The sequence below is a fragment of the Streptomyces sp. NBC_00503 genome (assembly GCF_036346895.1).
Classification (GTDB): Bacteria; Actinomycetota; Actinomycetes; order Streptomycetales; family Streptomycetaceae; genus Streptomyces.
In genome coordinates this window covers 4,948,218-4,974,402 of the sequence record NZ_CP107855.1, presented here as the reverse complement: position 1 = coordinate 4,974,402, position 26,185 = coordinate 4,948,218, and the positions used below count along the sequence as shown (strand labels likewise).

Here is a 26,185-nt window from a genome sequence, read left to right as displayed (position 1 = left end):
GTCGGTGGCGGTGAGTCAGCCCGCGGGCCTGCCGTGGCGCGCTTCCAGCGGCCGGCCGTCCAGCAGGGCGGCGGCCGTGAAGAACTCCACGCCGACCCCGATCGCGGCCTCGTCCACGTCGAAGTCGCCCCGGTGCAGGTCCCGCTTGGCCGTGTCGCCGGGGGTGCGGACCCCCAGCCGGGCCATGGCCCCGGGCACGTGCTCCAGGTACCAGGAGAAGTCCTCGCCGCCCAGGCTCTGCTCGGTGTCCTCGATCGAGTCCGGGCCGAGCCGGGCGGCCATCGCCTCGCGCAGCAGTTCGGTGACCACCGGGTCGTTGACCACCGGGGGCACACCGCGGACGTAGGTGATCTCCGACTTGGCCCGGTGCAGGGAGGCGATCTCGTCGATGGCCGCGTGGATCTGGTCGGGGGCCTCGTGCCAGGCGTTCAGGTCCAGGCAGCGGATGGTCCCGGACAGCTCCGCGTGCATCGGGATGACGTTGCAGGCGTGTCCGGCCTCGATCCGGCCCCAGGTGACGGACATGCCCGAGCGGGCGTCCATCCGCCGGGCCAGCACGGCCGGCAGGTCGATGGCGAGCCGGGCGGCCGCCGTCACCAGGTCGGTGGTCAGGTGCGGACGGGCGGTGTGCCCGCCCGGCCCTTCGAGGGCCACCTCCAGCCGGTCGCAGGCCGAGGTGATGGGTCCGCTGCGCAGACCGATCCGCCCGGCGTCGACCCGGGGGTCGCAGTGCACGGCGATGATCTTGCCCACGCCGTCCAGCACCCCGGAGTCGATGGCCTCGGTGGCGCCGCCCGGCAGGACCTCCTCGGCGGGCTGGAAGAGCAGCCGCACCGGCCGGGGCAGCAGGCCCTGGCGGTCGAGCTCGGCGAGGACGAGGCCGGCGCCGAGGACGACGGCCGTGTGCACGTCGTGGCCACAGGCGTGGGCGCGGTCCGGGACGGTCGAGCGGTACGAGACGTGCGTCTTGGCATCCGGGATGGGCAGGGCGTCGATGTCCGCGCGCAGGGCCAGCATGGGCCGCACCCGGTCCCAGGTCCCGACGTCACAGATGAGGCCGGTCCCCGATTTCAGCACCTTCGGGCGCAGGCCCGCTTTCTCCAGCCGGGCCTTGATCGCCGCCGTGGTGCGGAACTCGTGGTGTCCCAGCTCGGGATGCATGTGCAAGTCCCGGCGGAAGGCGATCAGTTCGGCACGCAGGTGGTCCGGAAGCTTGCCGGGCAGCTCGGGCCGGTCGGGCTTGCCGGGCAGGGCGGTCTGGGACTCGCGGGACATCAACTGGTTCACCCGTTTAAGGGTAGGCGCACCTCCACCTCAACTGGCTGGAGATCACCAAAAGTTCATGCCGTTAGGGGAAAGAAACCCGGCCTCTGGACGCATGACCGGATGTGAGCGGGGGTAAACTCGCGCGCTCACTCCGGCCCTCATCTGCCCGCCGGGGCCGCCTGAGCAGGAAGTCTGTGCACATCGCGGGCCGTGTCGGTGACCCCGGCGAGAAAACCGCGGGCCCGCGCCGAGGCGCTCTGCGTGAGCCAGAGCGGATCGACATCGCATACGGCCACCGTCACACCGGTACCGGTGAGGGCGTAGGGCAGCGTGTGGACGACCGTGGACGGAAAGCTGACGATCGTACGGCCGACCGGTCCACGCCGCGCGATCAGCTCCAGCGGCAGGTCCGGACGTACGATCTCCAGCCCCGTCGCCTCGCTCAGCGCGCGCAGCTTCTCCGGGGACTCCCTGCGGTGCGCGAAGTAGCGCGTGGCCCCGTGCTCCAGGGCCAGGGCGCGGACCGCCTCCCGGTAGCGGTCCGGATCGACCACCCCGGTCTCCACCAGCGAGGTCCCGACCAGATCGGTGCCCTTGGTCAGGCGCGGCGGGCCGAAGCGGGCCCGGGTCCAGGCGAAGTCGTTGAGCCGGACGGTCATCGCTGCGTGCGGGGCGCTCACCGGCATCGAGGTGAACACCTCGACGTGGCGGCTGCCGCCCGGGCGCGGGGTGAACCGCCGCCGGGCGTTCGCCGACACCGGTGCGTACGCCAGCTCGCGCAGCCGGCCCGGCAGTCCGCCGCCGCCGACCCGGTGCCAGCGCACGAGCCGCTCGCCGCGGGAGGTCTGGGCGACGAACTCCATGGTGGCCGTGCCGTCGTCGACCACGACGAGCTCCTCGGCCCGTACCAGGGTCAGCAGGAGCTGCACGTACCGCGAGAAGGGATCCCCTATCACCACCCGCCGCGCCGCCCGCACCTCGCGCGCGAGCGCGGCGAGCGCCTTCACCGGTGCGAAGCGGCCGCCGCGCGCCTCCTGCCAGCGCACCTCGTGCCCCTCGTCCCGCGCCAGCCCCGCCATCCGGCGCAGCTGCCCGCGGGACATCGGGTCGGTGGGCGGCAGCACGACGATCCGCACCCCCGTCCCCTCCCCTTCACCCAGGCGCTGCTTGGCGGCCCGCGCGGGCGGACCCTCGCCGTCCGGCCCGGGCGGCCCTGCGGCGGAGCGGGAGGGCTGGCGCGGCACGCCGTCGAGCAGCCTGCCGGGCTCGGATGCCGGTCCGCTGCGCGCGTGGGCCCACTCGAGGACGTTGAGGAGCTGGACGGGGCTCTCCACGAAGGCCAGGGTCCGGGCGGGGGCGGGGGGGTGTGCGGGGGCTGAGCGGGTCACCGGGAACTCCTCGTCAGAGGGCGGAAGGGGACGACACGCCGGGTGTACGGGGCGGGCGGGGCGGGGGCGGGGCAGGGGTGGAGCGGGGCAGGGCAGGAGCGGGGCGCCCCGGGTCCGGGGGCAGCCGGATCCGGGGCGCCCCGCCGTTTCACACCGCGGCGAGCTCGCCCTGGACGCGGCGGAGCTTCTTCATCGGGCCGAGCTCGGACTCGTAGACCCGCTTGACCCCGTCACCCAGGGCCGTCTCGATCGTCCGGATGTCGCGGACCAGCCGCGACAGGCCGCCCGGCTCCACGGACGCCGCCTGGTCGGAGCCCCACATCGCCCGGTCGAGGGTGATGTGGCGCTCGACGAAGGCCGCGCCGAGCGCGACCGCGGCCAGGGTGGTCTGCAGGCCCGTCTCGTGGCCGGAGTAGCCGATCGGGACGTTGGGGTACTCCTCGCGCAGGGTGTTGATGACCCGCAGGTTGAGCTCCTCGGCCTTGGCCGGGTAGGTGGAAGTGGCGTGGCAGAGCAGGATGTTGTCGCTGCCGAGCACCTCCACCGCGTGCCGGATCTGCTTCGGGGTGGACATCCCGGTGGACAGGACGACGGTGCGGCCGGTCGCGCGCAGGGCGCGCAGCAGCTCGTCGTCGGTCAGCGAGGCGGAGGCCACCTTGTGCGCGGGGACGTCGAACTTCTCCAGGAAGGCGACGGCCTCGGTGTCCCACGGGGAGGCGAACCAGTCGATGCCGCGCTTGGCGCAGTGCTCGTCTATGGCGCGGTACTCGGCCTCGCCGAACTCCACACGGTGGCGGTAGTCGATGTAGGTCATCCGGCCCCAGGGGGTGTCGCGCTCGATGTCCCACTGGTCGCGCGGGGTGCAGATCTCCGGGGTGCGCTTCTGGAACTTCACGGCGTCGCAGCCGGCTTCGGCGGCGGCGTCGATGAGGGCGAGCGCGTTGCCGAGGTCGCCGTTGTGGTTGATGCCGATCTCGCCGACGACGTACACGGGCTGACCGGGGCCGGCGGTGCGCGAGCCGAAGGTGCGGAGGCGGGCGGCTGCGGGGCTGGACTTCATGGCAGAGCTTTCCTTCGGTACGGGGTGCGGGAGCTGGGCAGGCACAGGAGGTGCGGGGTCGGGAAGTGCGGGAGGGGTGAGGACCGGCGCGAGTGCGCGGGCGCGGGCCAGGTCGTGGGGATCGTCGATCTCCAGGACCCGGGCGGGATCGGTGGCGACGGGCACGGTCCGCCCGAAGAAGCGGTGGCGGGCGGTGCGGAACCCGGCGGCGGACATGGCGTAGGCGGCGCCGGTCTCCAGCAGGTCCTGGGGACGGTCCTGGCGGCGGGGGCGGTACGAGGCCTCGTGGTTGACCCCGGCTCCGGAGCCGTCGGCCCCGGCCCGCCAGAGGAAGCCGTGGAAGGGAGCCACGGTGAGCGCGGAGTCGGCGTCGCCGGATACGACGGCGGCGGCGACCGACTCGACGTCGGAGGCGGTGATGAAGGGGCTGGTGCACTGGACCAGGAGGACCACGTCGACGGTGACCGAGTGCAGTTCCTCGAAGGAGTTGAGCGCGTGCAGCACGGCGGCTTCGCTGGTGGCGGTGTCCCCGGAGATCCCGGCGGGCCTGCGCAGGGCGTCGGCCCCGGCCGCGCGGGCGGCGGCCGCGATCGCATCGGAGTCGGTGGACACCAGGACGTCGGTGACGCTGCCGGCCCCGAGGCAGGCCCGGACGGCCCGTACGACCAGCGGCATCCCGCCCACGTCGGCGAGGTTCTTGCCCGGTACCCCCTTGGACCCCCCGCGGGCGGGGATCACGGCCAGCACCCGGCTGGTTCCGGGCTGTCGGGCGGCATCGGCCCGGACCGCGGCGGCGGCGGCGGCGGCGCCGGCGCCGGCGCCGGTGTCCGCTTCGGTACTGACGGCGACCCCGGATCCGGCCGCGCGGGCGCTCACAGCTCCCCCAGCCGGCGGATCACCGGCGCGACGCGCTGGACGCCGTGGCGGTAGGCGCCGCGGGCGGCTTCGCGCAGGTGGGCGCGGAGCTTGCGGCGCAGCCGGGACTCACCGGCGGCCGCCCGGACCGAGCCGGGCAAGGGCCGTCCGTCGGGGCCCAGTTGGTGCCGGGCCAGGATCCCGGGCAGGTATCCGGGAGCGGTGGTCGGCGTGTAGTGGGGGGCGAGGGCGGGCAGCCGGCCCCGCTCCAGCAGGGCCGCGAGGCGGCTGCGGGCCGCGGCGTACGCCCCGCCTCCCGCGTCGCCGGCCGCAGCGGGGGCCACGCCCTGCGCCGCCAGCCACTCGGGGTTCCCCCGGGGCAGCAGTCCCGCGTCGAGCTGGGTCCAGGAGGCCAGGCAGCCCGAGCCGAGGAAGTGGTGGTTGCCCAGGGCTTCGCGGATGCCGAGGTCGGTCAGGACCGCCGTCGGGATCCCGCGGTGCAGCGATTCGAGGGCGGCCGTGGAGGAGACGGTGACCAGCAGGTCCGCGGTGTCCAGGACCTCGCCCATGTTCCCGTACACCAGGCGGCAGTTGGCGGGGAGGCCGCCGGGCAGCCGTTCCGCCAGGCGCTGGTACGGGTGCTCCTCGAGGTGTGTGGTGTGCTCCCCGGGGCGGCTGCGCAGTTTGATCAGCACCTCGCGCTCCGGGTGCAGCCGGGCGTGCTCCGCGGCGCGGCCCAGCAGGTAGGCGCGGTCGGCGCGGCCGTCCGGCACGGACGGCTGGACGGCGAAGACCACCCGGTGGGGTGTGTCGCCGACCGGCTGGTGGGGCGCTCCGCCGAGGAACGGCAGCGCGGTCTCCACGACGGCCCCCGCATCCGCGCCCGCGCCCTCGTACACCTCGCGGAACCGCGCGGCGTCGTGGCGGGAGTTGGCGAGGACGAGGTCGGCTCCGTGCCGCAGCAGCAGCCCGTCGGCGAGCTTCTCGTAGACGACCCCGACGTACCCGGTGACGAACACCGGCCGTGCGCCCGGTTCGGGCCACAGCGCCCGGGCCCCGTGAAGGACTGCCTGCACGGCGCCGCCGACCAGCGCGAGGACGACCACGTCGTAAGGGGCCGGGCCCGGGTGCCCGGGCTCGGAGGGCGACGAGGACCCCGGCTCGGCCAGCTCCGCGAGGAACCCGGCGCAGGTCACCTCGGTCAGCCGGTCGGCCCGGACGCCGACCTCGCCGAGCTGGCGCGCGGTGGGTGTGGCACGGCCCCGCAGCAGGAAACCGGTGAGGTGGACGGAGCCGGGCTCCGGGGCGAGGCGGCGCGCGGTGAGCGCACCCCATTTCCACCGGGTGTCGGAATCTGCGAGTACGGCCACTCGGAGGACGGCACGATCGGCCGCACGATTGCTTGCTGGCACCCGGCAGAAGTTATTCCGCCTTTCCGGTGATCGGCCCAACGAACGCACAACAGCGGGTTAACAACCCGTCGACGAAATGCGAAAGGGCCAGGAAACACCCCGGTTAAGACACCCGCCGTGCGTCGTTCACATGGAATCCGCGTCCGGGTCACGGTAAATGGTGAGCGGCGCTCTAATGTCTCCCGAGTGCCCAAGCTCTCCATTGTCGTGCCGTTCTACAACGTGCAGACATACGCGCCGGATGCCCTGAAAAGTCTCGAACTGAACGCACGGGACGATTTCGAGTTCCTGCTGGTCGACGACTGCTCGACGGACGGGACGCCCGCACTCCTGGAGCGTGCGGCGCGCGAGCTGCCCGGCGCCGTGCTCCTCAGACACGAGCGCAACGGCGGGCTGGCGACGGCCCGCAACACCGGCCTGGACGCGGCCCGCGGCGAATACATCGCCTTCCTGGACGGGGACGACTGGCTGGCGCCCGGCCACCTGGCCCGGACACTGGCCGCCATCGAGGCTCTGAGCTGCGACTTCGTCCGTAACGACCATGTCAGGTGCACCGGCCGGGAGCGCTCGGTGCAGCGCGTCCCGTACGGCCCGGAGTCGTTCGTGGCCGATCCCCGCACCGGCATCCTGCCCGCCTCCCGGGCCACCTCGGTGGACTATCCGTTCGCGTGGGCGGGGATGTACCACCGGCGGCTGCTGGACCGAGGGCTGCTGCACTTCACGGACGGTCTGCGGACGGCCGAGGACCGGCCGTGGATCTGGCGGCTGCACCGGGAGGCGCGGTCCTTCGCGGCGGTGGGCCTGCCCGGGATCTTCTACCGGCGCGGAGTTTCCACCTCGCTCACACAAATCGGGGACGAGCGTCAGCTCGATTTCATTCGAGCATTTGACCAGGTGGTGGAGGAGACGGCCGCCGACCGGGAATCCGATCTTCTCCTCCCCAAAGCCGTCCGGACGTACTGCGCGATTATCGCGCACCACATCGGATCCATCGAAAGGTTCGAACCGGCCGTGGCCAGGAAACTCCGTTCGATGAGCGCGGCCGCGCTCGGGCGCATGCCGCAGGATGTGCTGGACCAGGCCCTTTCCTCGATGGACGCCGAACGCTCCGCCCTGCTGCGCCGGCTCCGCCGCCGCACCCCGTCGGGAGCGGCAGCGTGAGTCTCACCCAGATCTTCATCGCCTCCACCCTCTACGGGACGGCCACGCTCGCCGCGGCCGTCGACGCCGGCAGCTTCCCGCCCGCCGACCGCCGGATCCTGCTGACCAGCAACCACTCCGTCGCCGCCGAGATCAACCCCCGGCTCGCCGACATGCCCGGCTTCGCCACGCTGAGCACCCGCTTCGACCAGGTGCTCGACTGGAACACCGTCATCGAGCCGCAGCACCCCGGCTCCTGGTCGCCGCGCGCCGACGACGTCCCGCTGTGGGAGCGGTACCTGCGGACCCTGTGGGGTCTCGGCGAGGACCGGGTCGAGCTGATCGTGGAGTCCCTCCAGGTGCCGCCCGCGCAGGCCCTGTGCCAGCTCTTCCCGGGCGCCGCCGTCGACGTCTACGCCGACGGGCTGATGAGCTACGGACCCACGCGCGTCCGGCTCGACCCGCAGATCGGGATGCGGGTGCGGCGGGTGCTGCACCTGGACCTCGTACCGGGGCTGGAACCGCTGCTCCTCACGGAGTTCGGGGTGCCGGCGGAGCTGGTGCCGACCGACGAGTTCCTCAAGGTGCTGGCCGCACTGGCCGCGTCGGCTCCGGACGGCGGGCAGCTCCCCGCGGCCCGGGCCGCGGGCGAGGCCCCGGCGCTGCTCCTGGGCCAGTACCTCTCGGCGCTCGACCTCATCTCCGCGCAGCAGGAAGAGGACCTGCACGCCGAGATGGTGCGCGGCGCGTACGCCCTTGGACACCGGGAGCTGATCTTCAAGCCGCATCCCAGCGCCCCGGCCGTCCACTCCCGCCGGGCGGAGGCGGAGGCCGAGCGGCTCGGCGCCCGCCTGACCGTCATGGACACTCCCGTGCTGGCCGAGATCCTCTACCAGCAGTTGCACCCGGCGCTGGTGGTCGGCTGCTTCTCCACCGGGCTGCTGACGGCGTCCACGTTGTTCGGGCTGCCCGTCGCGCGGGCGGGGACGGGGACCGTACTGGCCCGGCTCACCCCGTACCAGAACAGCAACCGGGTCCCGCTGACGATCGTGGACACGCTGTTGCCCGACCTGGCCGACACCGCGGCCGTGCGCGGCTGGACCGCCCCGGGACCCGCCGAGGTGCAGTCCCGCCTGGGCGGTCTGCTGACCGCGGTCGGCTTCGTGATGCAGCCGCGGATCCTCACGCAGCACCGCGCGGCGGCCGAGGAGTACCTGACCCGGCACCTGGACGCCCGTACCTGGCGCTATTTCACCCGGCGCCGCCTGGCGAGCCAGGGCCTGCCCGGCGGCATCCCCGCGCAACTGGCGTTCCTGACCCGCAGCCCGGTCCTGCGCAGCGCCGTGCGCCGCGCCCGCCGGGTCCGCCGTCTGAGAGGCAAGCGATGACCGCCACCGTGGTACCGGGCGCGCGCACCGATGCGAAGTCCGGGCCGAAGTCGGGGCCGAAGTCCGGCTCCGACCGGCTCCGGGCCCTGGACGGGCTGCGGCTGCTCGCCGCCCTCATGGTCTGCGGGTACCACTACGGCGGCCGCGGCGGGGAGGTGGCCAAGTCCTGGGGCGCCTCGCCGAACAAGTTGTTCCCCAGCGCCTCGACCTGGCTGGCGTACGGCCCGCTCGGCGTGCAGATCTTCTTCATCATCAGCGGCTTCGTGATCTGCATGAGCGCCCAGGGGCGCACGGTCCGCGAGTTCGCCGCCTCCCGCGCGGCCCGCCTCTACCCGGCGTACTGGGTGGCGATCGCGCTGGTCACCGTGGCGGTCGAACGGGTCTCGCCGTCGGACCTCCTGCTCAACCTGACCATGCTCCAGCAGCCGCTGGGCGCCGACCGGGTGCTCGGCGTGTGCTGGACGCTCTGGGTCGAGCTGCGCTTCTACGTCCTCTTCGCGCTCTGTGTGATCCTGCCGGGCGGAGGCCGCCGGCGGACGCTGCTGTTCTGCGGCGTCTGGACGATCGCGGCGGTGCTCGCGAACGTCGCCGATCCCATGGGCAAGGGATTCCTCAGCCAGGCCCTGATGCCGCAGTACGCGCCGTTCTTCATCGGCGGCATCGGCTTGTACCTGGTGCACCGCGACCACCGCGACAAGCTCGCCTGGGCCGCGGCCGTGACCGGCTGGCTGATCGGGCAGCACTACGCGGTGGCGGGGCTGTGGCACGCGCCGAACCCGAAGGCCTTCTCGTACCGCAGCTCGCTGGTGATCATCGCGATCGTGACGGCCGGCTTCGCGGTGGTCGCCCTGGTCGCGCTCGGCAAGCTCGGCTGGGCGCGCTGGAAGTGGCTGACGGTGGCCGGGGCCCTGACGTATCCGTTCTACCTGGTCCACGAGCATCTGGGCTTCGTGGTCATCAAAGCCCTGCACCGGACGGCGGGCATCCCGGCTCCGGCCACCTTCGCGCTGACGGTGGTGTTCATGCTGGGCCTGGCCTGGGCGATCCACCGTCTGGTGGAACGTCCCTTCGGCCCGAAACTGCGCAGAGCCCTCAGCTGACGGCGAGCTTGGCGGCGAAGCCCAGGAACAGGACTCCCGCCGCCGAGCTGGCCCCGGCGGACAGCCGCTTGCGGCGCCGGAAGGCGGCGGCCAGGCGGGTCCCGCCGAATATCAGCGTGGTCAGGTACAGGAAGCTGCCGATCTGCAGCAGGCCGCCGAGCAGCAGGAAGGACAGCGCCGGGTAGGCGTAGCCGGGGTCCACGAACTGCACGAAGAAGGACATCAGGAACAGGATGGCCTTCGGGTTGAACACGCTGATCAGCAGCGCCCGCCGGTAGGGCCGCTCGGCCCCGTCCCCGGCGGAGCCGTCGGCGGCCTCGGCCACCGGAGCCCCGGCCCGCTCCTGGGCCCCGTCCCGCTCGCGCCGCGCGCGCCACATCGTCCACGCGCCCCGCAGCATTCCGACGGCGAGCCAGGTCAGGTACCCGGCGCCGAGCAGTTTGACGATGCCGAAGAGCATCGGGCTGGTCTGGAGCAGGGCCCCGGCGCCCACGGCGGCCAGGGTCATGAGGACGGCGTCCCCCGTGAACACGCCGAAGGCCGCGGTGTACCCCTTGCGCACTCCGCGGCGCGCGGCGACGGAGAGCACGTAGAGCGAGTTCGGGCCCGGCAGCAAAATGATCAGCACGAGGCCGGCGAGATACGTCGGAAGGTCTGTGACACCCAGCATGTGCAGGAGTGTCCCATAGGGACGCACCTGTCGCGCCAGTGAGTTTCACAGTGTGGTCCCCCCGCTGGAGCGTGTGTGCGAGTGCGGGTTCCGCAGTGGCTGCGAGCCTCCCCGGACTGGTAGAACCTCCCCTGCCCACAGGCGCTGGTCACAATGGCGCAACATCGCCGCCGTCCCTGCAACTGTCGACGCCCGCCAGGCATCACCTAGATACACGTCGTAGAAACCGGGGGACTGCAATGCACCGACAGAAAGTCATAATCCGAGCTCTTGGCCTGGCCACCGCCGTCGCACTCGCCGCGACCGCCTGCGGTCCGCAGAAGGCGGAGTCCAAGGGCTCCCCCTCCGCGCCCGCTTCGCCCACGGCGGTCGCCTCCACCTCGCCGTCCTCGGACGCCAAGCCCGGCGACGCGTCACCGTCCGCCTCGCCGTCCACCTCGCCTTCCGAGTCCGCTTCCCCGTCCGCTTCCGCCTCCGCGAAGCCGACCGTCAAGCAGGTGATGTCGAACGGCGACGACAGCGACCAGGTGCGCGATCTCCAGGCCCGGCTGCGTCAGCTCAAGTTGATGTCGGTCGCCCCGACCGGCTTCTACGGTTCCAAGACGACGGCCGCGGTCAAGTCCTTCCAGTCGAAGAACGGCCTGACCGCCACGGGCGGCGTGGACGAGCCCACCTGGACGAAGATCCAGAGCCTGACCAAGAAGCCCACCGCCGACGAGCTGAACCCGTCGACCGTCAACGAGGCGGACGCGCCCGACCCGCGCTGCATGACGGGCCGGGTGATGTGCATCAGCAAGGAGAGCCGCACGCTCGCCTGGATGATCGACGGCAAGGTCGTCTCCACCATGGACGTCCGCTTCGGCTCCGAGAACACCCCGACCCGCGAGGGCGTGTTCGACGTGGGCTGGAAGGCCAAGGAGTGGACGTCGACGATCTACCACACGCCCATGCCGTACGCGATGTTCTTCAGCGGCGGCCAGGCCGTGCACTACTCGGCTGACTTCGCCGCCCGCGGTTACGCCGGCGCCTCGCACGGCTGCGTGAACGTCCGGGACAAGGCCAAGCTGTCGAAGCTGTTCGACGCCGTCCAGGTCGGCGACAAGGTCGTCGTCTACTGGTGAGCCGGACCGGCCGGCCGGTCGGAGATTGAGGGCGCGGGCGGGATCGGGGGAACGAATCCCGCCCGCGCCGGTTGCGCAGAGCCCAGGGGTACGGGGGGAACCCCGGCTCATGCGCGGCCGATGACCAGTCGGCTCGATATGTACTGCGCCGTCGGTTCGAAAAGTGTTACAGCCGGTGCGAGGGATCGTTTCAGGACACTGTCCGATACCCGGTCCCGCGCCCGGACACCGCTCAACTGCGGACGTGCAGCCCCAGTGAGCCGTCCACGCCCTGGGCTCCGCCGGCCGGCTCGGCCGGGGTCAGGGTGGGCGCCCCCGTCGAGGTGCTCCCGCCGACCACGGCCGGCGCCTCGCCCCGCGGAGCGCCGCCGGCGCTCCCGTCGAGGATCGTCTGGCAGTAGCGCGGGATCCGCAGGAGCCCCTTGGCCAGCCGTACGAGCTTCTCGCGGCGGTCGCCGTCGAGCTTTCCCGCCCGGAAGTCCCGGCACATCCCGACCGCCCCGGTCCGGCTGTCCCGGTCCTTGTCGGCATTGTCCGTGCCGCCTTCGAGGAAGCGGTCCCGGGATTCCCTGCCCGGGGTGGAGCCGTTGGCGCTCGGACCGGTCGCACTGCCGCCACCCGTCCCCATCCCACCGGCGGCGGCATCGGGTGCGGACGGAGTACGCCCGTCCGCGCCGAGGGTGCTGCCCGGGTCCGCAGTGGCACCCGGAGTCCCGGAGCCGGGCGTCCGGGTGGACTTCGGCTGCGGGATCAGCGTCGGGTCCGAACCGCCCGCGGCCGCCGAGGAGTCCCCGGTGCCCACCGACACGGCCGGGGCCCGGCCGGCGCTCTCGTAGGTGTCGTGGTCCAGCAGTCCGGCGCCGGCCGCGGCCGCCAGGCCTCCCACGGCCACGCTCGCCACGGCCGCCGCGAGAACGAAGCGGACCGGGCGGTGCCGTCGGGGGCCTGAACCGGAATGCGAACCGGAACCGGAAGATACGCCCGGGCCGTGGCCGGAACCAGACCCTGCGCCCCGGTGCGTTCCGGGCGGGCTGAGCTCCACCACGGTCTCGGCGGAGCCGAACATCCCGGCGCCCCCGGACTCCGTCAGCGGCACCGTGCCGCGCGCGGCACGGAAGGCAGCGAGCGCGGCGGCTTCTCCGGGCAGTTCCCCGCCGACCGACGGGGGCGGCTCGGCCAGTGCGTCGAGGGCGGCGCGCAGCCGCTCCGCGCGGGCGCGGGCGTGGTGCTCGGCGCCAGGTGTGGCCGGTTCTCCGCGCAGCAGTCTGTCCGCCGCGGCTCTGTCCAGCCACCTGTCGCGCTCGTCGGCCATCACATGTCCTTCTGCGTCCGCCAACGTGAATGCGTCACACCGGTTTGTTCTACGAGGCCCCCGCCATGGCCGCGCTGCGCCGGTACGGCATCGAGATCCCTCCCGCCCCCGCCGTCCCGTGCCTGGTCACCAGTACCGCGGCCGCTGCCATTATCTCCGAGCCCGAAGCCGGTTCCGGAGCCGATACCGGAGTCCGACCCGAAACCGCCCTCCGCGCAGAGCAGCTCGGCCAGCTTCTTCAGGCCCCGGTGCGCGGCGGTGCGTACCGCTCCGGGGCGCTTGCCCAGCGTCTCGGCCGCGGTCTTGGCGTCGAGGCCGACCACGACCCGGAGGACCACGGCTTCCGCCTGGTCCTGCGGGAGCTGGGCTATGAGGGCCATGGTGCGGCTGGTGGACAGGGCCTCCATGGCCTCGGCCACGGTGTCGGAGTCGGCGGCGCGGCCCGTCAGTTCGGTCTCGTCGCCGCCCACGGCGGGGCGGCGGCCGCGCATCCGGATGTGATCGAGGGCACGGTTGCGGGCGATGCGGGCGGCCCAGCCGCGGAAGCGGTCGGCGTCGCCGGTGAAGGAATCGAGGTCGCGGGCGATCTGCAGCCAGGCTTCGGAGGTGACGTCCTCGGCGTCGCCGTCCCCGACGAGCGTGCGGACGTATCCGAGCAGGCGTGGGTGCACGGCGCGGTACACAGTACGGAACGCGATCTCGTCGCCGTCTTGTGCCGCGAGCACCGCGGTGGTCAGCTCCGCGTCGTCCCCCAGCAAAGTCCCCAACCCGTTCACTGTCCTGTACGTGTGGCGCAAATCAGCACGTTACGGGTTTCAAGCACCTTCGTCCACGAGTTGTACAACGAGCAACCAATCCTGCGCGGAGCGAGGTGTGACACAAAACGCACCCAAGGCGCTGACAGGGGTACGGGCTTGTCGCACGAGTCCGTGACGGATGGCGGCCGGGGCCTCTCCTGTGGGGGGTGGCGGCCTCGGCCGCCCTCCCCTTTCCCGGCCTTCTCCCAGCCGTCTCCCGGGTCATCATGCCCCGCGCCACGCGCGGCCCGGCAGGCAGCCTTCGCCCCGGCCGCACGCCCCCCGGATGGCGCCTTGTCATCCTTTCGGCTCACTTCCGGGTGAAAACCCCGGATGGGTACGACACACCCGGCCCCACGTCGATAGCGTGGCGGTACACCCGCGCCACGCCACGAGGAGCCCCCCGCTGTCCAGCCACCTTCCGGCACAGGCCCGCGGCAGCTCCGATCCCCCTCAAGACTCCGGGCTCGCGCGGTTCAACGCCCTGTCCCCCGAAGCCGCCCACTCCGTACTGCTGCACTGCTGCGGCAGCACCCGCTGGGCCCAGCGGGTGGCGGCCCACCGCCCCTACCCCGACCACGGCGCGCTGCTCGCCGCCGCGGACGAGGCCTCGTACGACCTGTCCCAAGCGGACCTCTCGGAGGCACTGGCCGGCGAGTTCCCGCCGGAGCTGGAGCCCGGGGCCTCGTACGCCGCCCTCCTGGCGCTCGACGCGGCCCACGCGGAGTACGAGCGGACGTACCGCCACGCCTTCGTGATCTGCCTCGACGGGCACACCCCGGAGGAGCAGGCGGACGAGCTGCTGGCCGCGATCCGGCGGCGGATGGACCTGGAGGTGGACGAGGAGCGCGCGATCTCCGCCGATGAGCTCCGTCGCGTCGCGCAGGTCCGGCTGGCCGACCTGACACACTGGCTGACCTCGGCAGATGGGGTATCTGCTGCCGAATTCGGGCTATTCGCCCCTGTGGGATAGTCCGTCCGTGCCTGTTTGATCACACCGACGGCCCCCGCGCAAGGGAACCGACAAAGCGTCGCTACGATGTCCGGGGCCGGAGGACCGTACCCGGCCGGGCCCGACCGACAAAGAAGCCGGCTGGCCCCCGCCCCGCTTCCGGAGGGTTTTCCGTGCCGGCTGGAACGTTGTACCGCGGCCGGGAAGGAATGTGGTCCTGGGTGGCTCATCGAGTCACCGGCGTCCTCATCTTCTTCTTCCTGTTCGTACACGTCCTCGACACCGCTCTCGTCCGCGTCTCTCCCGAGGCGTACGACGATGTCGTGGCTACCTACAAGACTCCGATCGTCGCGCTGCTGGAATACGGCCTCGTCGCCGCAATCCTGTTCCACGCGCTCAACGGTCTCCGTGTCATCGCCGTGGACTTCTGGTCCAAGGGACCGCGCTACCAGAAGCAGATGCTCTGGACCGTGCTGAGCGTCTGGATCGTGCTGATGGCCGGGGCCGTTTACCCCGTGCTGCACCACGCCTACCTCGAACTGTTGGGGAAGTGACACGCATGTCTTCTGACACTTCTCCCGCCGGCATGACCAAGGCCATCGGCGACGTGGAGGGGGTCTCCCTCTACGACGTCGAGAACCCGGCGCCGTACATCGAGGCCCCGCGCAAGCGCACCAGCAAGACCCCGCGCTCCACGCGCGGCAACTTCGAGATGGTCGCGTGGCTCTTCATGCGCCTCTCGGGCATCGTGCTGGTCGTCCTGGTCATCGGCCACCTGCTGATCCAGCTCGTCCTCGACGGCGGCGTCTCCAAGATCGGCTTCGCCTTCGTGGCCGGCCGCTGGGCGTCCCCGTTCTGGCAGGTCTGGGACCTGCTGATGCTGTGGCTCGCGATGCTCCACGGAGCGAACGGCCTGCGTACCGTCATCAACGACTACGCGGAGCGCGCCAACACGCGGCTGTGGCTCAAGGGCCTGCTCTACACCGCCACCGTGTTCACCATTCTTCTGGGCACGCTGGTGATCTTCACCTTCGACCCGAACATCCGCTAGGCAACGGGGCTGAGGCGAAACCAATGAAGATCCACAAGTACGACACCGTCATCGTCGGGGCGGGCGGCGCAGGCATGCGCGCCGCCATCGAGTCGACGAAGCGCAGCCGCACCGCCGTGCTGACCAAGCTCTACCCCACCCGCTCCCACACGGGCGCCGCGCAGGGCGGCATGGCCGCCGCGCTCGCCAACGTGGAGGACGACAACTGGGAGTGGCACACCTTCGACACGGTCAAGGGCGGTGACTACCTGGTCGACCAGGACGCCGCCGAGATCCTGGCGAAGGAGGCCATCGACGCGGTCCTCGACCTCGAGAAGATGGGCCTGCCGTTCAACCGCACCCCGGACGGCACCATCGACCAGCGCCGCTTCGGCGGCCACTCGCGCAACCACGGTGAGGCGCCGGTCCGCCGGTCCTGCTACGCCGCGGACCGCACCGGTCACATGATCCTCCAGACCCTCTACCAAAACTGTGTCAAGGAGGGCGTGGAGTTCTTCAACGAGTTCTACGTCCTGGACCAGCTCCTGGTCGAGGAGGACGGCGTCAAGAAGTCGGCCGGCGTGGTCGCGTACGAGCTCGCCACCGGCGAGATCCACGTGTTCCAGGCGAAGTCCGTCATCTACGCCTCCGGCGGCACCGGCAAGTTCTTCAAGGTGACCTCCAACGCGCACACCCTCACGGGTGACGGCCAGGCGGCCTGCTACCGCCGCGGCCTGCCGCTCGAGGACATGGAGTTCTTCCAGTTCCACCCGACGGGCATCTGGCGCATGGGCATCCTGCTGACGGAGGGCGCCCGCGGTGAGGGCGGCATCCTCCGCAACAAGGACGGCGAGCGCTTCATGGAGAAGTACGCGCCGGTCATGAAGGACCTCGCGTCCCGTGACGTCGTCTCGCGCTCCATCTACACCGAGATCCGCGAAGGCCGCGGCTGCGGCCCGGCCGGTGACCACGTGTACCTGGACCTGACGCACCTGCCGCCGGAGCAGCTCGACGCGAAGCTCCCGGACATCACCGAGTTCGCGCGCACCTACCTGGGCATCGAGCCGTACACGGACCCGATCCCGATCCAGCCCACCGCGCACTACGCCATGGGCGGCATCCCGACCAACGTCGAGGGTGAGGTCCTCATGGACAACACCACCGTCGTCCCGGGCCTGTACGCGGCCGGCGAGGTCGCGTGCGTATCGGTGCACGGCGCGAACCGCCTGGGCACCAACTCGCTGCTGGACATCAACGTCTTCGGCAAGCGCTCCGGCATCGCCGCGGCGGCGTACGCGCACGCCCACGACTACGTCGAGCTGCCCGAGAACCCGGCGCAGCAGGTCATCGACCAGGTCGAGCAGCTGCGTGCCTCCACGGGCAACGAGCGGGTCGCGGACCTGCGCCTGGAGCTCCAGGAGACGATGGACGCCTGCGTGATGGTGTTCCGCACCGAGCAGACGATCAAGACCGCGGTCGAGAAGATCGCGGAGCTGCGCGCGCGCTACAAGAACGTCTCGGTCCAGGACAAGGGCAAGCGCTTCAACACGGACCTGCTGGAAGCCATCGAGCTGGGCAACCTGCTCGACCTGGCCGAGGTCATGGCCGTGTCCGCGCTGGCGCGCAAGGAGTCCCGCGGCGGTCACTACCGCGAGGACTACCCGAACCGCGACGACGTCAACTTCATGCGCCACACCATGGCGTACCGCGAGGTCGACGACAACGGCCAGGACTCGGTCCGCCTGGACTACAAGCCCGTCGTCGTCACCCGCTACCAGCCGATGGAGCGTAAGTACTGATGGCCACCCCGACCATGTCCAAGACGGACCAGATGGAGGCGGCGGCCGCCGCTTCGCCGTTCATCACGGTCACGTTCCGGATCCGCCGCTTCAACCCCGAGATCTCGGACGAGTCGCAGTGGCAGGACTTCCAGATCGAGATCGACCCGAAGGAGCGCGTGCTCGACGGTCTCCACAAGATCAAGTGGGACCTCGACGGCACGCTGACCTTCCGCCGGTCGTGCGCGCACGGCATCTGCGGCTCCGACGCGATGCGGATCAACGGCAAGAACAGGCTCGCCTGCAAGACGCTGATCAAGGACATCAACCCGGAGAAGCCGATCACGGTCGAGGCCATCAAGGGCCTCACCGTGATGAAGGACCTCGTCGTCGACATGGAGCCCTTCTTCCAGGCGTACCGGGACGTCATGCCGTTCCTGGTCACCAAGGGCAACGAGCCGACGCGCGAGCGCCTGCAGTCCGCCGAGGACCGCGAGCGCTTCGACGACACCACCAAGTGCATCCTGTGCGCCGCGTGCACGTCCTCGTGCCCGGTGTTCTGGAACGACGGCCAGTACTTCGGCCCGGCGGCGATCGTCAACGCGCACCGCTTCATCTTCGACTCGCGTGACGAGGCCGGCGAGCAGCGCCTCGAGATCCTGAACGACAAGGACGGCGTGTGGCGCTGCCGCACGACCTTCAACTGCACCGACGCGTGCCCCCGCGGCATCGAGGTCACGAAGGCGATCCAGGAAGTGAAGCGCGCCCTCATCACGCGCCGCTTCTGATCCCGTCGTAGTCAGTCGTACGAGGGCCCCGCGCCCGGTGTTCGCACCGGGCGCGGGGCCTTCGGCGTATCGGCGCCGCCGTCTCAGCCCCGCCCTCTCAGCCCCGGCGGATCTGGCTGGTGATCGTCGGGTCGGTGATGGCCGTGTCGTCGGCCAGCAGCATCGCCTTGCTGAGGACGACCGCCAGGGTCCGGTCGCCCTCGTAGGGCAGGTAGCCCGCGTCCGGGGAGGCGCCGGCCTTGGGCACGATGCACAGGTACTGGTCGTTCGGCTCCATCAGGATGTTGCCGGAGCCGAGGTGGATCTTGTACCTGCGCAGCTCGCCCCGGACGTGCAGGAACCTGCCCTCGACGTGGCAGCGGTCCGCGATCGCCAGCCTCGGCACCAGCCGCTCCAGCAGCGTCCGCCGGGTCTCGGCGCTCTGGCCGAGCTCGCCGAAGCCGTACGAGGTCCAGTACTCCCGGAAGCGGCCCTCGGGACCGCCGTCGGACCAGGTGGGATCGTTGCCCACGCTGGCGACCCCGACGAACAGGTCCACGTCGCGCAGCACCTCGCTGAGCACGAGCTCGGGTATCTCGGTGAGCGGGAGCGGGTCGACCGGTGCCCGGCCGTCGCGCAGCCACATGCGGTACTCGCCGCCGTAGGTGCTGGCGGAGTTCTCCGGGGCGTCGATCGGTTGAAGTGCTCTCCCGGTTGAAGCCGGGAGATTCCTGCCTACCTTGCGGTGGCGGGCTTGACGCGCTTGGCGCGCCTGACGACTGCCCTCCCGGCAGCCGGGATGAGCGCGAGGCCCATCCGGTACAGGTGCAGGACGTTGCGGGCCGCGTTGTGGTCGGCATTCCCGGCCCATCCGCAGTCCGGGTTCTTGCACGCGAACACGGCCTGGGACTCCCTGCTCCCGGGCGTGGTGAACCCGCACGCCGAGCAGCGCAGGCTGGTGCCGGGGGCGGGGACCTTGTGCAGGGTGCCGCCGCGCCGGACGGTCTTGTACGTCAGCATGATGACCGTCCGACCCCACGCCTCCCCGCTGATCGCGCGGTTCAGCCCGGACTTCTGGGCGACGTTCCTGCCCGGCTGGTCCACCGTGCCCTTGGCGGACTTGACCATGTTCGTGATGGTGAGTGCTTCGACCACGACGGTGCCGTAGGTGCGGGCGATGGCGGTGGTCGTCTGGTGCTGCCAGTCCAGAGCCCTGCGCTTGGCTTTCGCGCGGAGCCCTGCGATCTGGTCGTAGGTGCGGTGCAGTCGACGGCTGGTGTGCTCGCCGGGCTTACGGTGCTGCTTACGCCGTGCGGCCCGCTGCTCCAGGTCCAGCAGCTTTGCCTGCTCCTTGTCGGTCAGCCATTCGCCGTGCTCGTACGTCTCACCGTCCGACAGCGCGATGGGCACGGTGACACCCACGTCGATACCGACATCCGGCCCATGGTGCGGCTCCGGCTGGACCTCCAGGGTCTGGATGCGGAAGGCAATGTGCCAGCCGAGGACGTCCCTGATCAGCCGCGCCCCGGTGATCCGGTTCTCCCCGTTGGCACGCTTGCCCACGGGCAGGTCTTTGGTCCACCGGAAGCGGACCCGGCCGATCTTCGGCAGGTTGACCATGCCCCACCTGCGGTGCACGCGGACGATGTTCAGATCCCGGCCCTGCGGTACGTCTACAGACATCACCGTGCGGACCCGGCCCTTGAAGTCCGGGGCGCCCGCACGGCCCTCCCAGCAGTTCTTCCACGCCTGGAAGTACGTCTTCAGTACCGCTTGCGCGGCCTGCGCCGGAAGAACAGCCAGGAAGTCGATGTCCTCACGAGCCTGGCGGATCGCGGCGTCCGCATTCGCAAGCGTCCGCTTCTCCTTCGGCATCATCCGCCACCAGGCATGCAGCAGGTTCCACATGGTGCGGGCCGCATGCGCCTGATCATCCGCCTTGCGAACCCTGGCAGGCGACAGCGCGAGCCGGGCACGGTGCCCGAACCGCCGTTTCACTGCCGCCCGTTCACTCACAATCCCGACGATAGCGTTGGTTCGTGCCACCTCAATGGGAGCCGAATCCCGATGCCAGAAGCGGTCGTCATGTTGTCTGCAACCTGCACGTTCGCTTGGCTTTCATTGCGAAATACGGCGGAACGCGTTCACCGGTGCCATGCCGACGATCAGGGTCGCTGTAGGAGATCAGCACGCTGCGCCGCAGGGTGGCGAGCGCAGCGTCCGGGACAGTCCGCCCGGCGGCGAGCCAGCCGTGCACCCGGGCCGACCAGCTGCCACCGTAGGTGCAATAGGTCCGCCCCAGCTGCTCGAAGGCCTGCCGGGTCGCTTCGTCGGGGTCGGCCGCCATGTCAGCCACCCACCAGGGCGACGAGCTTGAGAAAGGTGACCTCGGTGCCGAGCGGGAGGTCGATTTCCTCGTCCAGGTCCGTGATCTGGCGCTCCCCCACCAGGACGAGGAAGCCGTTGCGCCCGAAGGCGGCGAGGGCCGCCTCGGTCTGCGCCTGCGGATCGACCGGGCCGTCCGCCTCGGCAGGGCGCACGAGCCGGCTCCCGGCCGCGGCCGGGGCCGCTGCCGGCCTGGACCGCGCCGCCTTGGCCTCGGCCACTTCCTGAAATATCCGCCTTCGGATCAACTCGCGCAGCGCGAGCCTCTCTTCGGTGATTTCCATCCCCCAGCCGTCACCACGGCCCCCGGCAGTCGTCTCGTCGACGAAGATCACGCTTCCCATGCCAGGAGATTAGGAGGGGGCACTGACAATCGGCCTACTGGCCCGGGGAAGGCTGTGTAAGGATCGACATCATGAGTGAGCAGCAGCCGAATCCGTACGCGGGCGACCCGAACCAGGTTGGCGGTCAGGGAGACAACAAGTGGGGTCCCGGCACGCCGAGTTACGGCGCCCCGGCGCAGCCCGGATACGGCTACCCGTCGGCCGGGCCGCCCCAGCCCGGCTACGGCTACCCGCCGGCCGACCCGTCGCAGCCCGGATACGGGTACCCGCAGCCCCCGGCCTACCAGCCGACCATCGGCGGCGCGGGCATGACGGCGCCGATGCCCCCGATGCCCTCCGCGGGGTACGCGGCGGCCGGGCTCTCGCTGGGCGACATCACCATCGCCGGGGACCAGATCATCACCCCGTCGGGCAACATGCCGCTCAGGGGCGCCATCTGGAACGCCACGGACTTCTCCCGGACGGAGGAGAAGATCCCGGCGCACGCGATCGTGCTGGCCGTCATCTTCTTCCTGTTCTGCCTGCTCGGCCTGCTCTTCCTCCTGATGAAGGAGCGCCGCACGACGGGCTACATCCAGATCACGGTGAACAGCGGCGGCCGCCACCACTCCACGATGATCCCGGCCGTGGACCCGGGCACGTACATGTGGGTGATGAGCCAGCTCAACCAGGCCCGCGCGCTGAGCATGTGACCCGACCCCGGGGCCCCGGGCCCTGGGGGCGACCCGGTAGGACGGCCCCTAGCCGGCGGCGGGGGCCCCTTCCGTGTCGAAGGTGTAGAACTTGCGGTGGTCCAGCATGTCGGCCGGGGTCACGTCCGTCCACGGCGACATGACGCCGTGCAGGTCGACCACGTCCTTTGTCGCAGTGGCGGGCAGGTACGTGGACTTCGGGTTCCGCCGCTGCCATTCGGCCCAGAGCATGTCGATGAAGGCATGGTGCATCCAGAAGACCGGGTCGTTGGGGGATGCCGCGGTGGCCATGTGGCCACCGATCCATACGTGGACGCGGTTGTGGAGGTTTGCGCCGCGCCAGCCTTCGAGGTGGTTGCGGAAGCCGTTGGAGGTGCTGTTCCAAGGGGCCGCGTCGTACTCGGGCATGGCGAGGACGGCGTTCACCTCCGCCTTGGTCGGCAGCTCGGGTACGCCCGCGCCGAGGGTGCGCCGCAGGTACTGGCGCTGGTCCACTCCCACGGTGATGGGCCACTTGCCCGCCCCGTAGGAGAAGGGCCCGTCGAGTACCTGCCCGTCCCGTGCCCGGCTGGTGCCGCCCATGAAGTCCGCGGCCCAGAGGGAGGAGCTGGGGGTCCGGTCGACGGTCCAGTCCCAGTACGGGAGCGAGACCTTCGGATCCACCTTCTGCAACTGGGCTTCGAAGCCGAGCAGGAAGCGCCGGTGCCAGGGGAGGAAGGAGGGAGCGCGGTGACCGACCCGGGTGCCGAGGTCGGAGTCGTTCATCAGGAAGGCGTTGTGGGCATCGACGTACCGGTCGTAGACGCCCGTCCGCTTGAGTTCGAGCAGCGCGTTGGTGAAGGCGCGCTTCTCCTCGGCGGTGAGCTTGGCCTGGCTCTTGCGGACGGTCATACGGCGACGCCGCCCTTCGGTGCGAACGGAACGAGGGCTGCGCCCTGGAGGTCGCGGATGGCTGCGCGGGCGGCCTCCACTGGATTCGGATACGTCTGGTAGTGGTTGACGACGCTGACCCAGGTGCCGTCCGCATTGGGCATGATGTGCAGTTCGTTGCCGTCGATCTTGACGGTGGGCACGCCGACGCCGTGGTGGCCGCCCGCGCCGAGAGCGATCTGGATGCGGCGGCCCTCGAAGACCTCGTCGATGCCGCCGGCAGGTATGGAAGCGGGCGAGCCGGACGCCGGGGAGCCGGACGCCCCGGCCGCCGGGGAGCCGGCCGACTTGGACGTGCAGGCGGTCAGCCCGAGAGCGGTGGTTGCGCCGGCAGCTATGCCCAAGGCATGCCGGCGGGTGATCTTCTTCATGGCTCGAAGAAATACCAGAGGCGCGTGAACGGCCGACCGGCGCCCCGGAGTTAATCCGGTCCGGCCCGACGGGAACGGTTCGCTTGAACCTGTTCAAAACCTGCTCTACAGTCAGTGACGTCAGCAGTTGAACATGTTCAAGGGGGCTGAGGGCAATGGACCTCACCGTGGTCGCGTACGTCATCTACCTGCTCGTAAGCATCGGACTCACCGTCTGGGTGGCCCGCACGCTCAGCCGCAACGGCCGCATCTTCATCGCCGACGTCCTGCAGGGGAACGAGAAGCTCGCGGACGCCGTCAACCAGCTCCTGGTCGTCGGGTTCTACCTCGTCAACATCGGCTTCGTGACCCTCTACCTGCGGTCGGCCGAGGAGATCGTCGCGGCCCGCGGGCTCTTCGAGGCGCTCTCGGTCAAGCTCGGCGTCGTCCTCCTGGTCCTCGGCTTCATGCACCTCAGCAACGTCTGGGTGCTGAACAAGATGCGCCGCCGCGGAATCATGGAGCGCCAGCACACCCCGCCGCTCCCCCCGCAGGGCTGGACCACGCCGGGCGCCCCCCAGGGCTGGCCCGCTCCCACCCGGGGCTGATCCCGATGACCACCACCGCGACCCGGTACCTGACGGTGCTGTACGACGCGAACTGCCCGCTCTGTGTCCACATCCGGCACTGGCTGCTCTCACAGCGCTGGCTGGTCCCACTGCGGCTCGTGCCCGCGGCCTCGGCCGAGGCCCAGCAGCGGTACCCGCAGCTCGACCACGCCGCGACGCTCCAGGAGATCACCGTCATCGGGGACTCCGGCCAGGTGTGGACCGGGACGGACGCCTTCATCGTCTGCCTGTGGGCGCTGACCGAGCACCGGCCGAAGGCGAACTGGCTGGCCACACCGGCCGGCCGGCCCTTCGCCAAGGCCGTCATGTACACCGCGTCCAAGTGGCGGGAGGCCGTACGGGACGACTCGGGGGACGCGGCCGCCGCCACCGGGCAGGACCCCGAGGAACCGGCCTGTGACGACCACTGCCCCGTACCCCGATAGGGTCATACACCGTGACTGATCAGAAGGCTCCCAAGAGCGAGCAGACCCGCACTCTCATCCTCGAAACCGCGCTCCGCCTCTTCCAGGAGCGCGGGTTCGACAAGACGACGATGCGCGGTATCGCGAAGGAGGCCGGGGTATCGGTCGGCAACGCCTACTACTACTTCGAGTCGAAGGAACACCTGGTCCAGGGGTTCTACGACCGGATCGGCGCCGCCCACCTGGCGGCGGTCCGGCCGATCCTGGACAACGAGACCGATCTCCAGAAGCGGCTCGCGGGCGTGCTGACCAGCTGGCTGGACATCGCGGCGCCCTACCACGAGTTCGCCTCGCAGTTCTTCAAGAACGCGGCGGACCCGGAGAGCCCGCTCAGCCCCTTCTCCCCGGAATCGGAAGCGGCCCGCAACCAGGCCATCGACATGCACCGCGAGGTGCTGGCCGGCGCGAAGACCAAGGTTCCGGACGAACTGGCCGACGTGCTGCCGGAGCTGATGTGGCTCTCGCAGATGGGCCTGGTCCTCTACTGGGTCTTCGACCGTTCCCCGAACAGCGAGAAGACCCGGCGGCTCGCCCAGCGCGGCGCGCAGCTGACGACGCGGGGCATCATCCTGGCCCGGTTCCGGGTGCTGCGCCCGCTGGTGCGCGAGGTCCACGAACTGTTCACGGACTTCCTGCCGGGCATGGCCGAGAAGGCCGTGTCGGGCAAGTCCGGCTCCCGCAGGCGGGCCTCGGACCCGGACGCGGGCCCCGAGCCCGGTCCGGAGGTCTAGGGAGTGTCTGTTCGGATCGCGCCGGGGCCCCGTGCTCGCACGGAGCCCCGTACGGCCGTTACAGCCAGTTGAGCTCCCACAGGCGCCAGACGCCCGTGCCGTCCGAGAGGAACTGCGCGCCGGTGACGGCCTCGCGGGACATCACGTAGTCCTTCTTCTGCCAGATCGGCAGCATCGGGACGTCCTGGGCGACGAGCTTCTGGAGCTCGCGGAAGTCGTTGGCCGCGCCGGCCCGGTCCGAGAAGGACTGGGTGCGGGTGATGAGGTCGTCGACGGCCTTGTTCGAGAAGCCGTTGTTCATCGAGGAGTCGGCGCCGACGAGCGGGGCGAGGAAGTTGTCCGCGTCCGGGAAGTCCGCGATCCAGCCGATCGTGTAGGCGTCGAACTCGCCGGCCGCGTACCCCTTCTGGAAGTCGGCCCACACCTCGACCTGCTTGATGTTCAGGTGGAACAGGCCGGTGGACTCCAGCTGCTTCTTGATCTCCTCGGCCTCGGCGATGTTCGCGCCGCGCACGTTGACCCCGAGGTTGATCGTGACCGGGGCGGTGATCCCGGCGTCCTTGAGGAGCTTCTTCGCGGTGAGCCCGTTGGGCGTCGGCCACGCGTCGAAGAAGGGCGTGCTGTGCGCGGCGATGCCGGCCGGAACCAGCGAGAAGAGCGGGGTGACCGTGCCCTTGTAGACCTCGCCCGCCACCTTGGGGCGGTCCAGGACCGCGGCGACGGCCTGGCGGACGGCGGGCTGCGCCGCCGGGGAGCCGGCGCGGACGTTGAAGACCATGCTGCGGGTCTCGGTGCCGCCCGTGGCCTCGTAGCGGGTGTCCTTCAGGCCCGGGTTGAGGGCCGCGAGGGTGGCCGGGGGCATGTCGCGGTGGGCGACCTCGATCCCGTGGTCGTTCCAGGCCTGCTCGAGCTCCTTGGAGTCCTTGTAGTACCGGACGGTGACGGACGTCTTGGAGATCTTGCCCTGGCCCTTGTACGAGGCGTTCGGCTTGAGCTCGGCGCTGGTGCCCGGCACGTAGGCGCCGAGGGTGAACGGGCCGGAGCCGTCGGCCTTGTTGCCCTCGCGCAGGGCCTTGGCCGGGTACTTGTCCTTGTCCACGATCGAGGCGGCGCCCGTCGCGATCTTGAACGGGAAGGTGGCGTCGCCCGCGGAGAGGTTGAAGGTGACCGTGTTGCCCTCGGCCTTGACCGAGTCCAGGGTGTTGAACAGCGGCGCCGGACCCTGGTCGGAGTTGATCGCCTTGATCCGGTCGAAGGAGTACTTGACGTCCTCGGCGGTGACCGCGCGGCCGGAGGCGAACTTCAGGTCGGGGCGCAGCTCGCACTGGTACGTGCTGAGCTTCTCGCCGACGAACTTGCAGGCGGAGGCCGCGTCGGGCACCGGGGTGTCCGAACCGGACCGGATGGTCAGCAGCGACTGGTAGACGTTGCTGAACAGGGCCCAGGAGCCGGCGTCGTACGCCCCGGCGGGGTCGAGGGAGGAGACCACGTCGCTCGTGCCGACACGGATCGCCTTGCCGCCGCCCGCGTCCTGCGGCAGCAGCTGCCAGGTGGCGACTCCGGCGACGGCCAGGCCCAGCCCGGTCGCGATGACTTTCGAGCGGACAGACCGCAACATCCTTGA

26 protein-coding genes and 2 pseudogenes are annotated in these 26,185 nt (G+C 70.8%); 13 read left to right on the top strand and 15 right to left on the bottom strand.

The genetic code is table 11. The annotated features are described in order from the left end of the window. Positions 1–15: 15 nt before the first annotated feature. The 5 genes and pseudogenes from OG490_RS23195 to OG490_RS23175 form a co-directional block, all read right to left on the bottom strand. Positions 16–1,275 (bottom strand): amidohydrolase, encoded by a 1,260-nt coding sequence (locus OG490_RS23195; RefSeq protein WP_330301019.1) that lies wholly within the window; start codon positions 1,273–1,275, stop codon positions 16–18. Positions 1,276–1,424: 149 nt separating this feature from the next. Continuing rightward, positions 1,425–2,654 (bottom strand): hypothetical protein, encoded by a 1,230-nt coding sequence (locus tag OG490_RS23190; RefSeq protein WP_330298202.1) that lies wholly within the window; start codon positions 2,652–2,654, stop codon positions 1,425–1,427. Between the two features lie 148 nt (positions 2,655–2,802). Then, positions 2,803–3,714: an N-acetylneuraminate synthase family protein gene (locus OG490_RS23185; protein ID WP_330301018.1), complete on the bottom strand. Its 912-nt coding sequence runs from the start codon at positions 3,712–3,714 to the stop codon at positions 2,803–2,805. Between the two features lie 387 nt (positions 3,715–4,101). Further along, positions 4,102–4,452: pseudogene (locus OG490_RS23180) on the bottom strand (cytidylyltransferase domain-containing protein); the annotation flags it as partial. Between the two features lie 134 nt (positions 4,453–4,586). Further along, the gene (locus tag OG490_RS23175) at positions 4,587–5,981 is read right to left on the bottom strand and encodes a DUF6716 putative glycosyltransferase (RefSeq protein ID WP_443065858.1); all 1,395 of its coding nucleotides are present in this window, start codon (positions 5,979–5,981) and stop codon (positions 4,587–4,589) included. A 186-nt stretch (positions 5,982–6,167) separates the two neighbouring features. Here OG490_RS23175 and OG490_RS23170 point away from each other — a divergent pair, with 186 nt between their 5' ends. The 3 genes from OG490_RS23170 to OG490_RS23160 are packed head-to-tail and all read left to right on the top strand — an operon-like array spanning position 6,168 to position 9,609. Further along, the gene (locus OG490_RS23170) at positions 6,168–7,142 is read left to right on the top strand and encodes a glycosyltransferase family 2 protein (RefSeq protein ID WP_330298200.1); all 975 of its coding nucleotides are present in this window, start codon (positions 6,168–6,170) and stop codon (positions 7,140–7,142) included. Beyond that, positions 7,139–8,509 carry a polysialyltransferase family glycosyltransferase gene (locus OG490_RS23165; RefSeq protein WP_330298199.1) on the top strand — a complete coding sequence of 457 codons (1,371 nt, stop codon included), beginning with the start codon at positions 7,139–7,141 and terminating at the stop codon, positions 8,507–8,509. Before OG490_RS23170 ends, OG490_RS23165 begins: the two co-directional genes overlap by 4 nt. Beyond that, on the top strand, positions 8,506–9,609 hold the full coding sequence (locus OG490_RS23160; RefSeq protein ID WP_330298198.1) for an acyltransferase family protein: 1,104 nt from the start codon (positions 8,506–8,508) through the stop codon (positions 9,607–9,609). The genes OG490_RS23165 and OG490_RS23160 overlap by 4 nt, the downstream gene beginning before the upstream one ends. Here OG490_RS23160 and leuE read toward each other — a convergent pair. After that, positions 9,602–10,279, bottom strand: a complete 678-nt coding sequence (gene leuE, locus OG490_RS23155) for a leucine efflux protein LeuE (protein WP_330298197.1) — start codon at positions 10,277–10,279, stop codon at positions 9,602–9,604. The two genes, OG490_RS23160 and leuE, sit on opposite strands and share 8 nt — an antisense overlap. A 239-nt stretch (positions 10,280–10,518) precedes the next feature. On the opposite strand from leuE, the gene OG490_RS23150 reads away from it, so the two are divergent. After that, positions 10,519–11,400, top strand: coding sequence for a L,D-transpeptidase family protein (locus OG490_RS23150; protein WP_330298196.1), 882 nt, complete (start codon positions 10,519–10,521; stop codon positions 11,398–11,400). Positions 11,401–11,632: 232 nt separating this feature from the next. Here the strand turns inward: OG490_RS23150 and OG490_RS23145 are convergent, their stop codons facing one another. Together OG490_RS23145 and OG490_RS23140 are read right to left on the bottom strand one after the other, a co-directional pair. Continuing rightward, a complete protein-coding gene (locus OG490_RS23145) occupies positions 11,633–12,712 on the bottom strand; it encodes a hypothetical protein (RefSeq protein ID WP_330298195.1) in 1,080 nt (359 codons plus the stop codon). Beyond that, positions 12,712–13,470: an RNA polymerase sigma factor gene (locus tag OG490_RS23140; protein ID WP_330301017.1), complete on the bottom strand. Its 759-nt coding sequence runs from the start codon at positions 13,468–13,470 to the stop codon at positions 12,712–12,714. The genes OG490_RS23145 and OG490_RS23140 overlap by 1 nt, the downstream gene beginning before the upstream one ends. Positions 13,471–13,876: 406 nt before the next feature. On the opposite strand from OG490_RS23140, the gene OG490_RS23135 reads away from it, so the two are divergent. From OG490_RS23135 to OG490_RS23115, 5 genes are all read left to right on the top strand, one after another. Continuing rightward, positions 13,877–14,482 carry a 2-oxo-4-hydroxy-4-carboxy-5-ureidoimidazoline decarboxylase gene (locus OG490_RS23135; protein ID WP_330298194.1) on the top strand — a complete coding sequence of 202 codons (606 nt, stop codon included), beginning with the start codon at positions 13,877–13,879 and terminating at the stop codon, positions 14,480–14,482. Positions 14,483–14,634: 152 nt separating this feature from the next. Beyond that, on the top strand, positions 14,635–15,015 hold the full coding sequence (gene sdhC / locus OG490_RS23130) for a succinate dehydrogenase, cytochrome b556 subunit (RefSeq protein WP_330298193.1): 381 nt from the start codon (positions 14,635–14,637) through the stop codon (positions 15,013–15,015). Between the two features lie 5 nt (positions 15,016–15,020). Next, on the top strand, positions 15,021–15,512 hold the full coding sequence (locus OG490_RS23125) for a succinate dehydrogenase hydrophobic membrane anchor subunit (protein WP_330298192.1): 492 nt from the start codon (positions 15,021–15,023) through the stop codon (positions 15,510–15,512). A gap of 23 nt (positions 15,513–15,535) precedes the next feature. Beyond that, positions 15,536–17,290 carry a succinate dehydrogenase flavoprotein subunit gene (gene sdhA, locus OG490_RS23120; protein ID WP_330298191.1) on the top strand — a complete coding sequence of 585 codons (1,755 nt, stop codon included), beginning with the start codon at positions 15,536–15,538 and terminating at the stop codon, positions 17,288–17,290. Beyond that, the gene (locus OG490_RS23115; protein WP_330298190.1) at positions 17,290–18,057 is read left to right on the top strand and encodes a succinate dehydrogenase iron-sulfur subunit; all 768 of its coding nucleotides are present in this window, start codon (positions 17,290–17,292) and stop codon (positions 18,055–18,057) included. Before sdhA ends, OG490_RS23115 begins: the two co-directional genes overlap by 1 nt. A 97-nt stretch (positions 18,058–18,154) precedes the next feature. Here the strand turns inward: OG490_RS23115 and OG490_RS23110 are convergent. The 4 genes and pseudogenes from OG490_RS23110 to OG490_RS23095 all read right to left on the bottom strand — a co-directional run. After that, positions 18,155–18,733, bottom strand: a pseudogene (locus OG490_RS23110) (DUF7737 domain-containing protein); the annotation flags it as partial. A 38-nt stretch (positions 18,734–18,771) separates the two neighbouring features. Next, entirely contained in the window at positions 18,772–20,052 is a 1,281-nt protein-coding gene (locus tag OG490_RS23105; protein WP_330298189.1) for an RNA-guided endonuclease InsQ/TnpB family protein, read from the bottom strand. Positions 20,053–20,119: 67 nt separating this feature from the next. Beyond that, positions 20,120–20,383, bottom strand: a complete 264-nt coding sequence (locus OG490_RS23100) for a hypothetical protein (protein WP_330298188.1) — start codon at positions 20,381–20,383, stop codon at positions 20,120–20,122. Position 20,384: 1 nt separating this feature from the next. After that, positions 20,385–20,765, bottom strand: coding sequence for a hypothetical protein (locus OG490_RS23095; protein ID WP_330298187.1), 381 nt, complete (start codon positions 20,763–20,765; stop codon positions 20,385–20,387). Positions 20,766–20,836: 71 nt separating this feature from the next. Between OG490_RS23095 and OG490_RS23090 the strand changes: the two genes are divergently transcribed. Next, positions 20,837–21,457 carry a hypothetical protein gene (locus tag OG490_RS23090; protein ID WP_330298186.1) on the top strand — a complete coding sequence of 207 codons (621 nt, stop codon included), beginning with the start codon at positions 20,837–20,839 and terminating at the stop codon, positions 21,455–21,457. A gap of 48 nt (positions 21,458–21,505) precedes the next feature. On the opposite strand, the gene melC2 is transcribed toward OG490_RS23090, so the two are convergent. Together melC2 and melC1 are read right to left on the bottom strand one after the other, a co-directional pair. After that, entirely contained in the window at positions 21,506–22,348 is an 843-nt protein-coding gene (melC2, locus tag OG490_RS23085; protein ID WP_330298185.1) for a tyrosinase MelC2, read from the bottom strand. Beyond that, positions 22,345–22,758: an apotyrosinase chaperone MelC1 gene (gene melC1, locus OG490_RS23080; RefSeq protein ID WP_330298184.1), complete on the bottom strand. Its 414-nt coding sequence runs from the start codon at positions 22,756–22,758 to the stop codon at positions 22,345–22,347. Before melC1 ends, melC2 begins: the two co-directional genes overlap by 4 nt. 155 nt (positions 22,759–22,913) lie before the next feature. On the opposite strand from melC1, the gene OG490_RS23075 reads away from it, so the two are divergent. Genes OG490_RS23075 through OG490_RS23065 form a run of 3 tightly spaced genes read left to right on the top strand, consistent with a single transcriptional unit; the run spans position 22,914 to position 24,561 of the window. Next, complete coding sequence (locus tag OG490_RS23075) at positions 22,914–23,345, top strand: hypothetical protein (protein WP_330298183.1); 432 nt, start codon at positions 22,914–22,916, stop codon at positions 23,343–23,345. Positions 23,346–23,350: 5 nt separating this feature from the next. Continuing rightward, positions 23,351–23,791 carry a thiol-disulfide oxidoreductase DCC family protein gene (locus OG490_RS23070; RefSeq protein WP_330298182.1) on the top strand — a complete coding sequence of 147 codons (441 nt, stop codon included), beginning with the start codon at positions 23,351–23,353 and terminating at the stop codon, positions 23,789–23,791. Between the two features lie 11 nt (positions 23,792–23,802). Beyond that, positions 23,803–24,561 carry a TetR family transcriptional regulator gene (locus OG490_RS23065; protein WP_330298181.1) on the top strand — a complete coding sequence of 253 codons (759 nt, stop codon included), beginning with the start codon at positions 23,803–23,805 and terminating at the stop codon, positions 24,559–24,561. Between the two features lie 58 nt (positions 24,562–24,619). On the opposite strand, the gene OG490_RS23060 is transcribed toward OG490_RS23065, so the two are convergent. Beyond that, complete coding sequence (locus tag OG490_RS23060) at positions 24,620–26,179, bottom strand: ABC transporter substrate-binding protein (protein ID WP_330298180.1); 1,560 nt, start codon at positions 26,177–26,179, stop codon at positions 24,620–24,622. Between the last annotated feature and the right edge of the window lie 6 nt (positions 26,180–26,185).

Bases quoted from the DNA above. Each gene is read 5' to 3' on its own strand.
- OG490_RS23125 (WP_330298192.1), top strand. From the start codon at position 15,021: ATGTCTTCTGACACTTCTCCCGCCGGCATGACCAAGGCCATCGGCGAC.
- OG490_RS23150 (WP_330298196.1), top strand. From the start codon at position 10,519: ATGCACCGACAGAAAGTCATAATCCGAGCTCTTGGCCTGGCCACCGCC.
- leuE (WP_330298197.1), bottom strand. From the start codon at position 10,279: ATGCTGGGTGTCACAGACCTTCCGACGTATCTCGCCGGCCTCGTGCTG.
- OG490_RS23115 (WP_330298190.1), top strand. From the start codon at position 17,290: ATGGCCACCCCGACCATGTCCAAGACGGACCAGATGGAGGCGGCGGCC.
- OG490_RS23090 (WP_330298186.1), top strand. From the start codon at position 20,837: ATGAGTGAGCAGCAGCCGAATCCGTACGCGGGCGACCCGAACCAGGTT.
- OG490_RS23145 (WP_330298195.1), bottom strand. From the start codon at position 12,712: ATGGCCGACGAGCGCGACAGGTGGCTGGACAGAGCCGCGGCGGACAGA.
- melC2 (WP_330298185.1), bottom strand. From the start codon at position 22,348: ATGACCGTCCGCAAGAGCCAGGCCAAGCTCACCGCCGAGGAGAAGCGC.
- melC1 (WP_330298184.1), bottom strand. From the start codon at position 22,758: ATGAAGAAGATCACCCGCCGGCATGCCTTGGGCATAGCTGCCGGCGCA.
- OG490_RS23160 (WP_330298198.1), top strand. From the start codon at position 8,506: ATGACCGCCACCGTGGTACCGGGCGCGCGCACCGATGCGAAGTCCGGG.
- OG490_RS23100 (WP_330298188.1), bottom strand. From the start codon at position 20,383: ATGGCGGCCGACCCCGACGAAGCGACCCGGCAGGCCTTCGAGCAGCTG.
- sdhA (WP_330298191.1), top strand. From the start codon at position 15,536: ATGAAGATCCACAAGTACGACACCGTCATCGTCGGGGCGGGCGGCGCA.
- OG490_RS23060 (WP_330298180.1), bottom strand. From the start codon at position 26,179: ATGTTGCGGTCTGTCCGCTCGAAAGTCATCGCGACCGGGCTGGGCCTG.
- OG490_RS23185 (WP_330301018.1), bottom strand. From the start codon at position 3,714: ATGAAGTCCAGCCCCGCAGCCGCCCGCCTCCGCACCTTCGGCTCGCGC.
- OG490_RS23195 (WP_330301019.1), bottom strand. From the start codon at position 1,275: ATGTCCCGCGAGTCCCAGACCGCCCTGCCCGGCAAGCCCGACCGGCCC.
- OG490_RS23070 (WP_330298182.1), top strand. From the start codon at position 23,351: ATGACCACCACCGCGACCCGGTACCTGACGGTGCTGTACGACGCGAAC.
- OG490_RS23095 (WP_330298187.1), bottom strand. From the start codon at position 20,765: ATGGGAAGCGTGATCTTCGTCGACGAGACGACTGCCGGGGGCCGTGGT.
- OG490_RS23075 (WP_330298183.1), top strand. From the start codon at position 22,914: ATGGACCTCACCGTGGTCGCGTACGTCATCTACCTGCTCGTAAGCATC.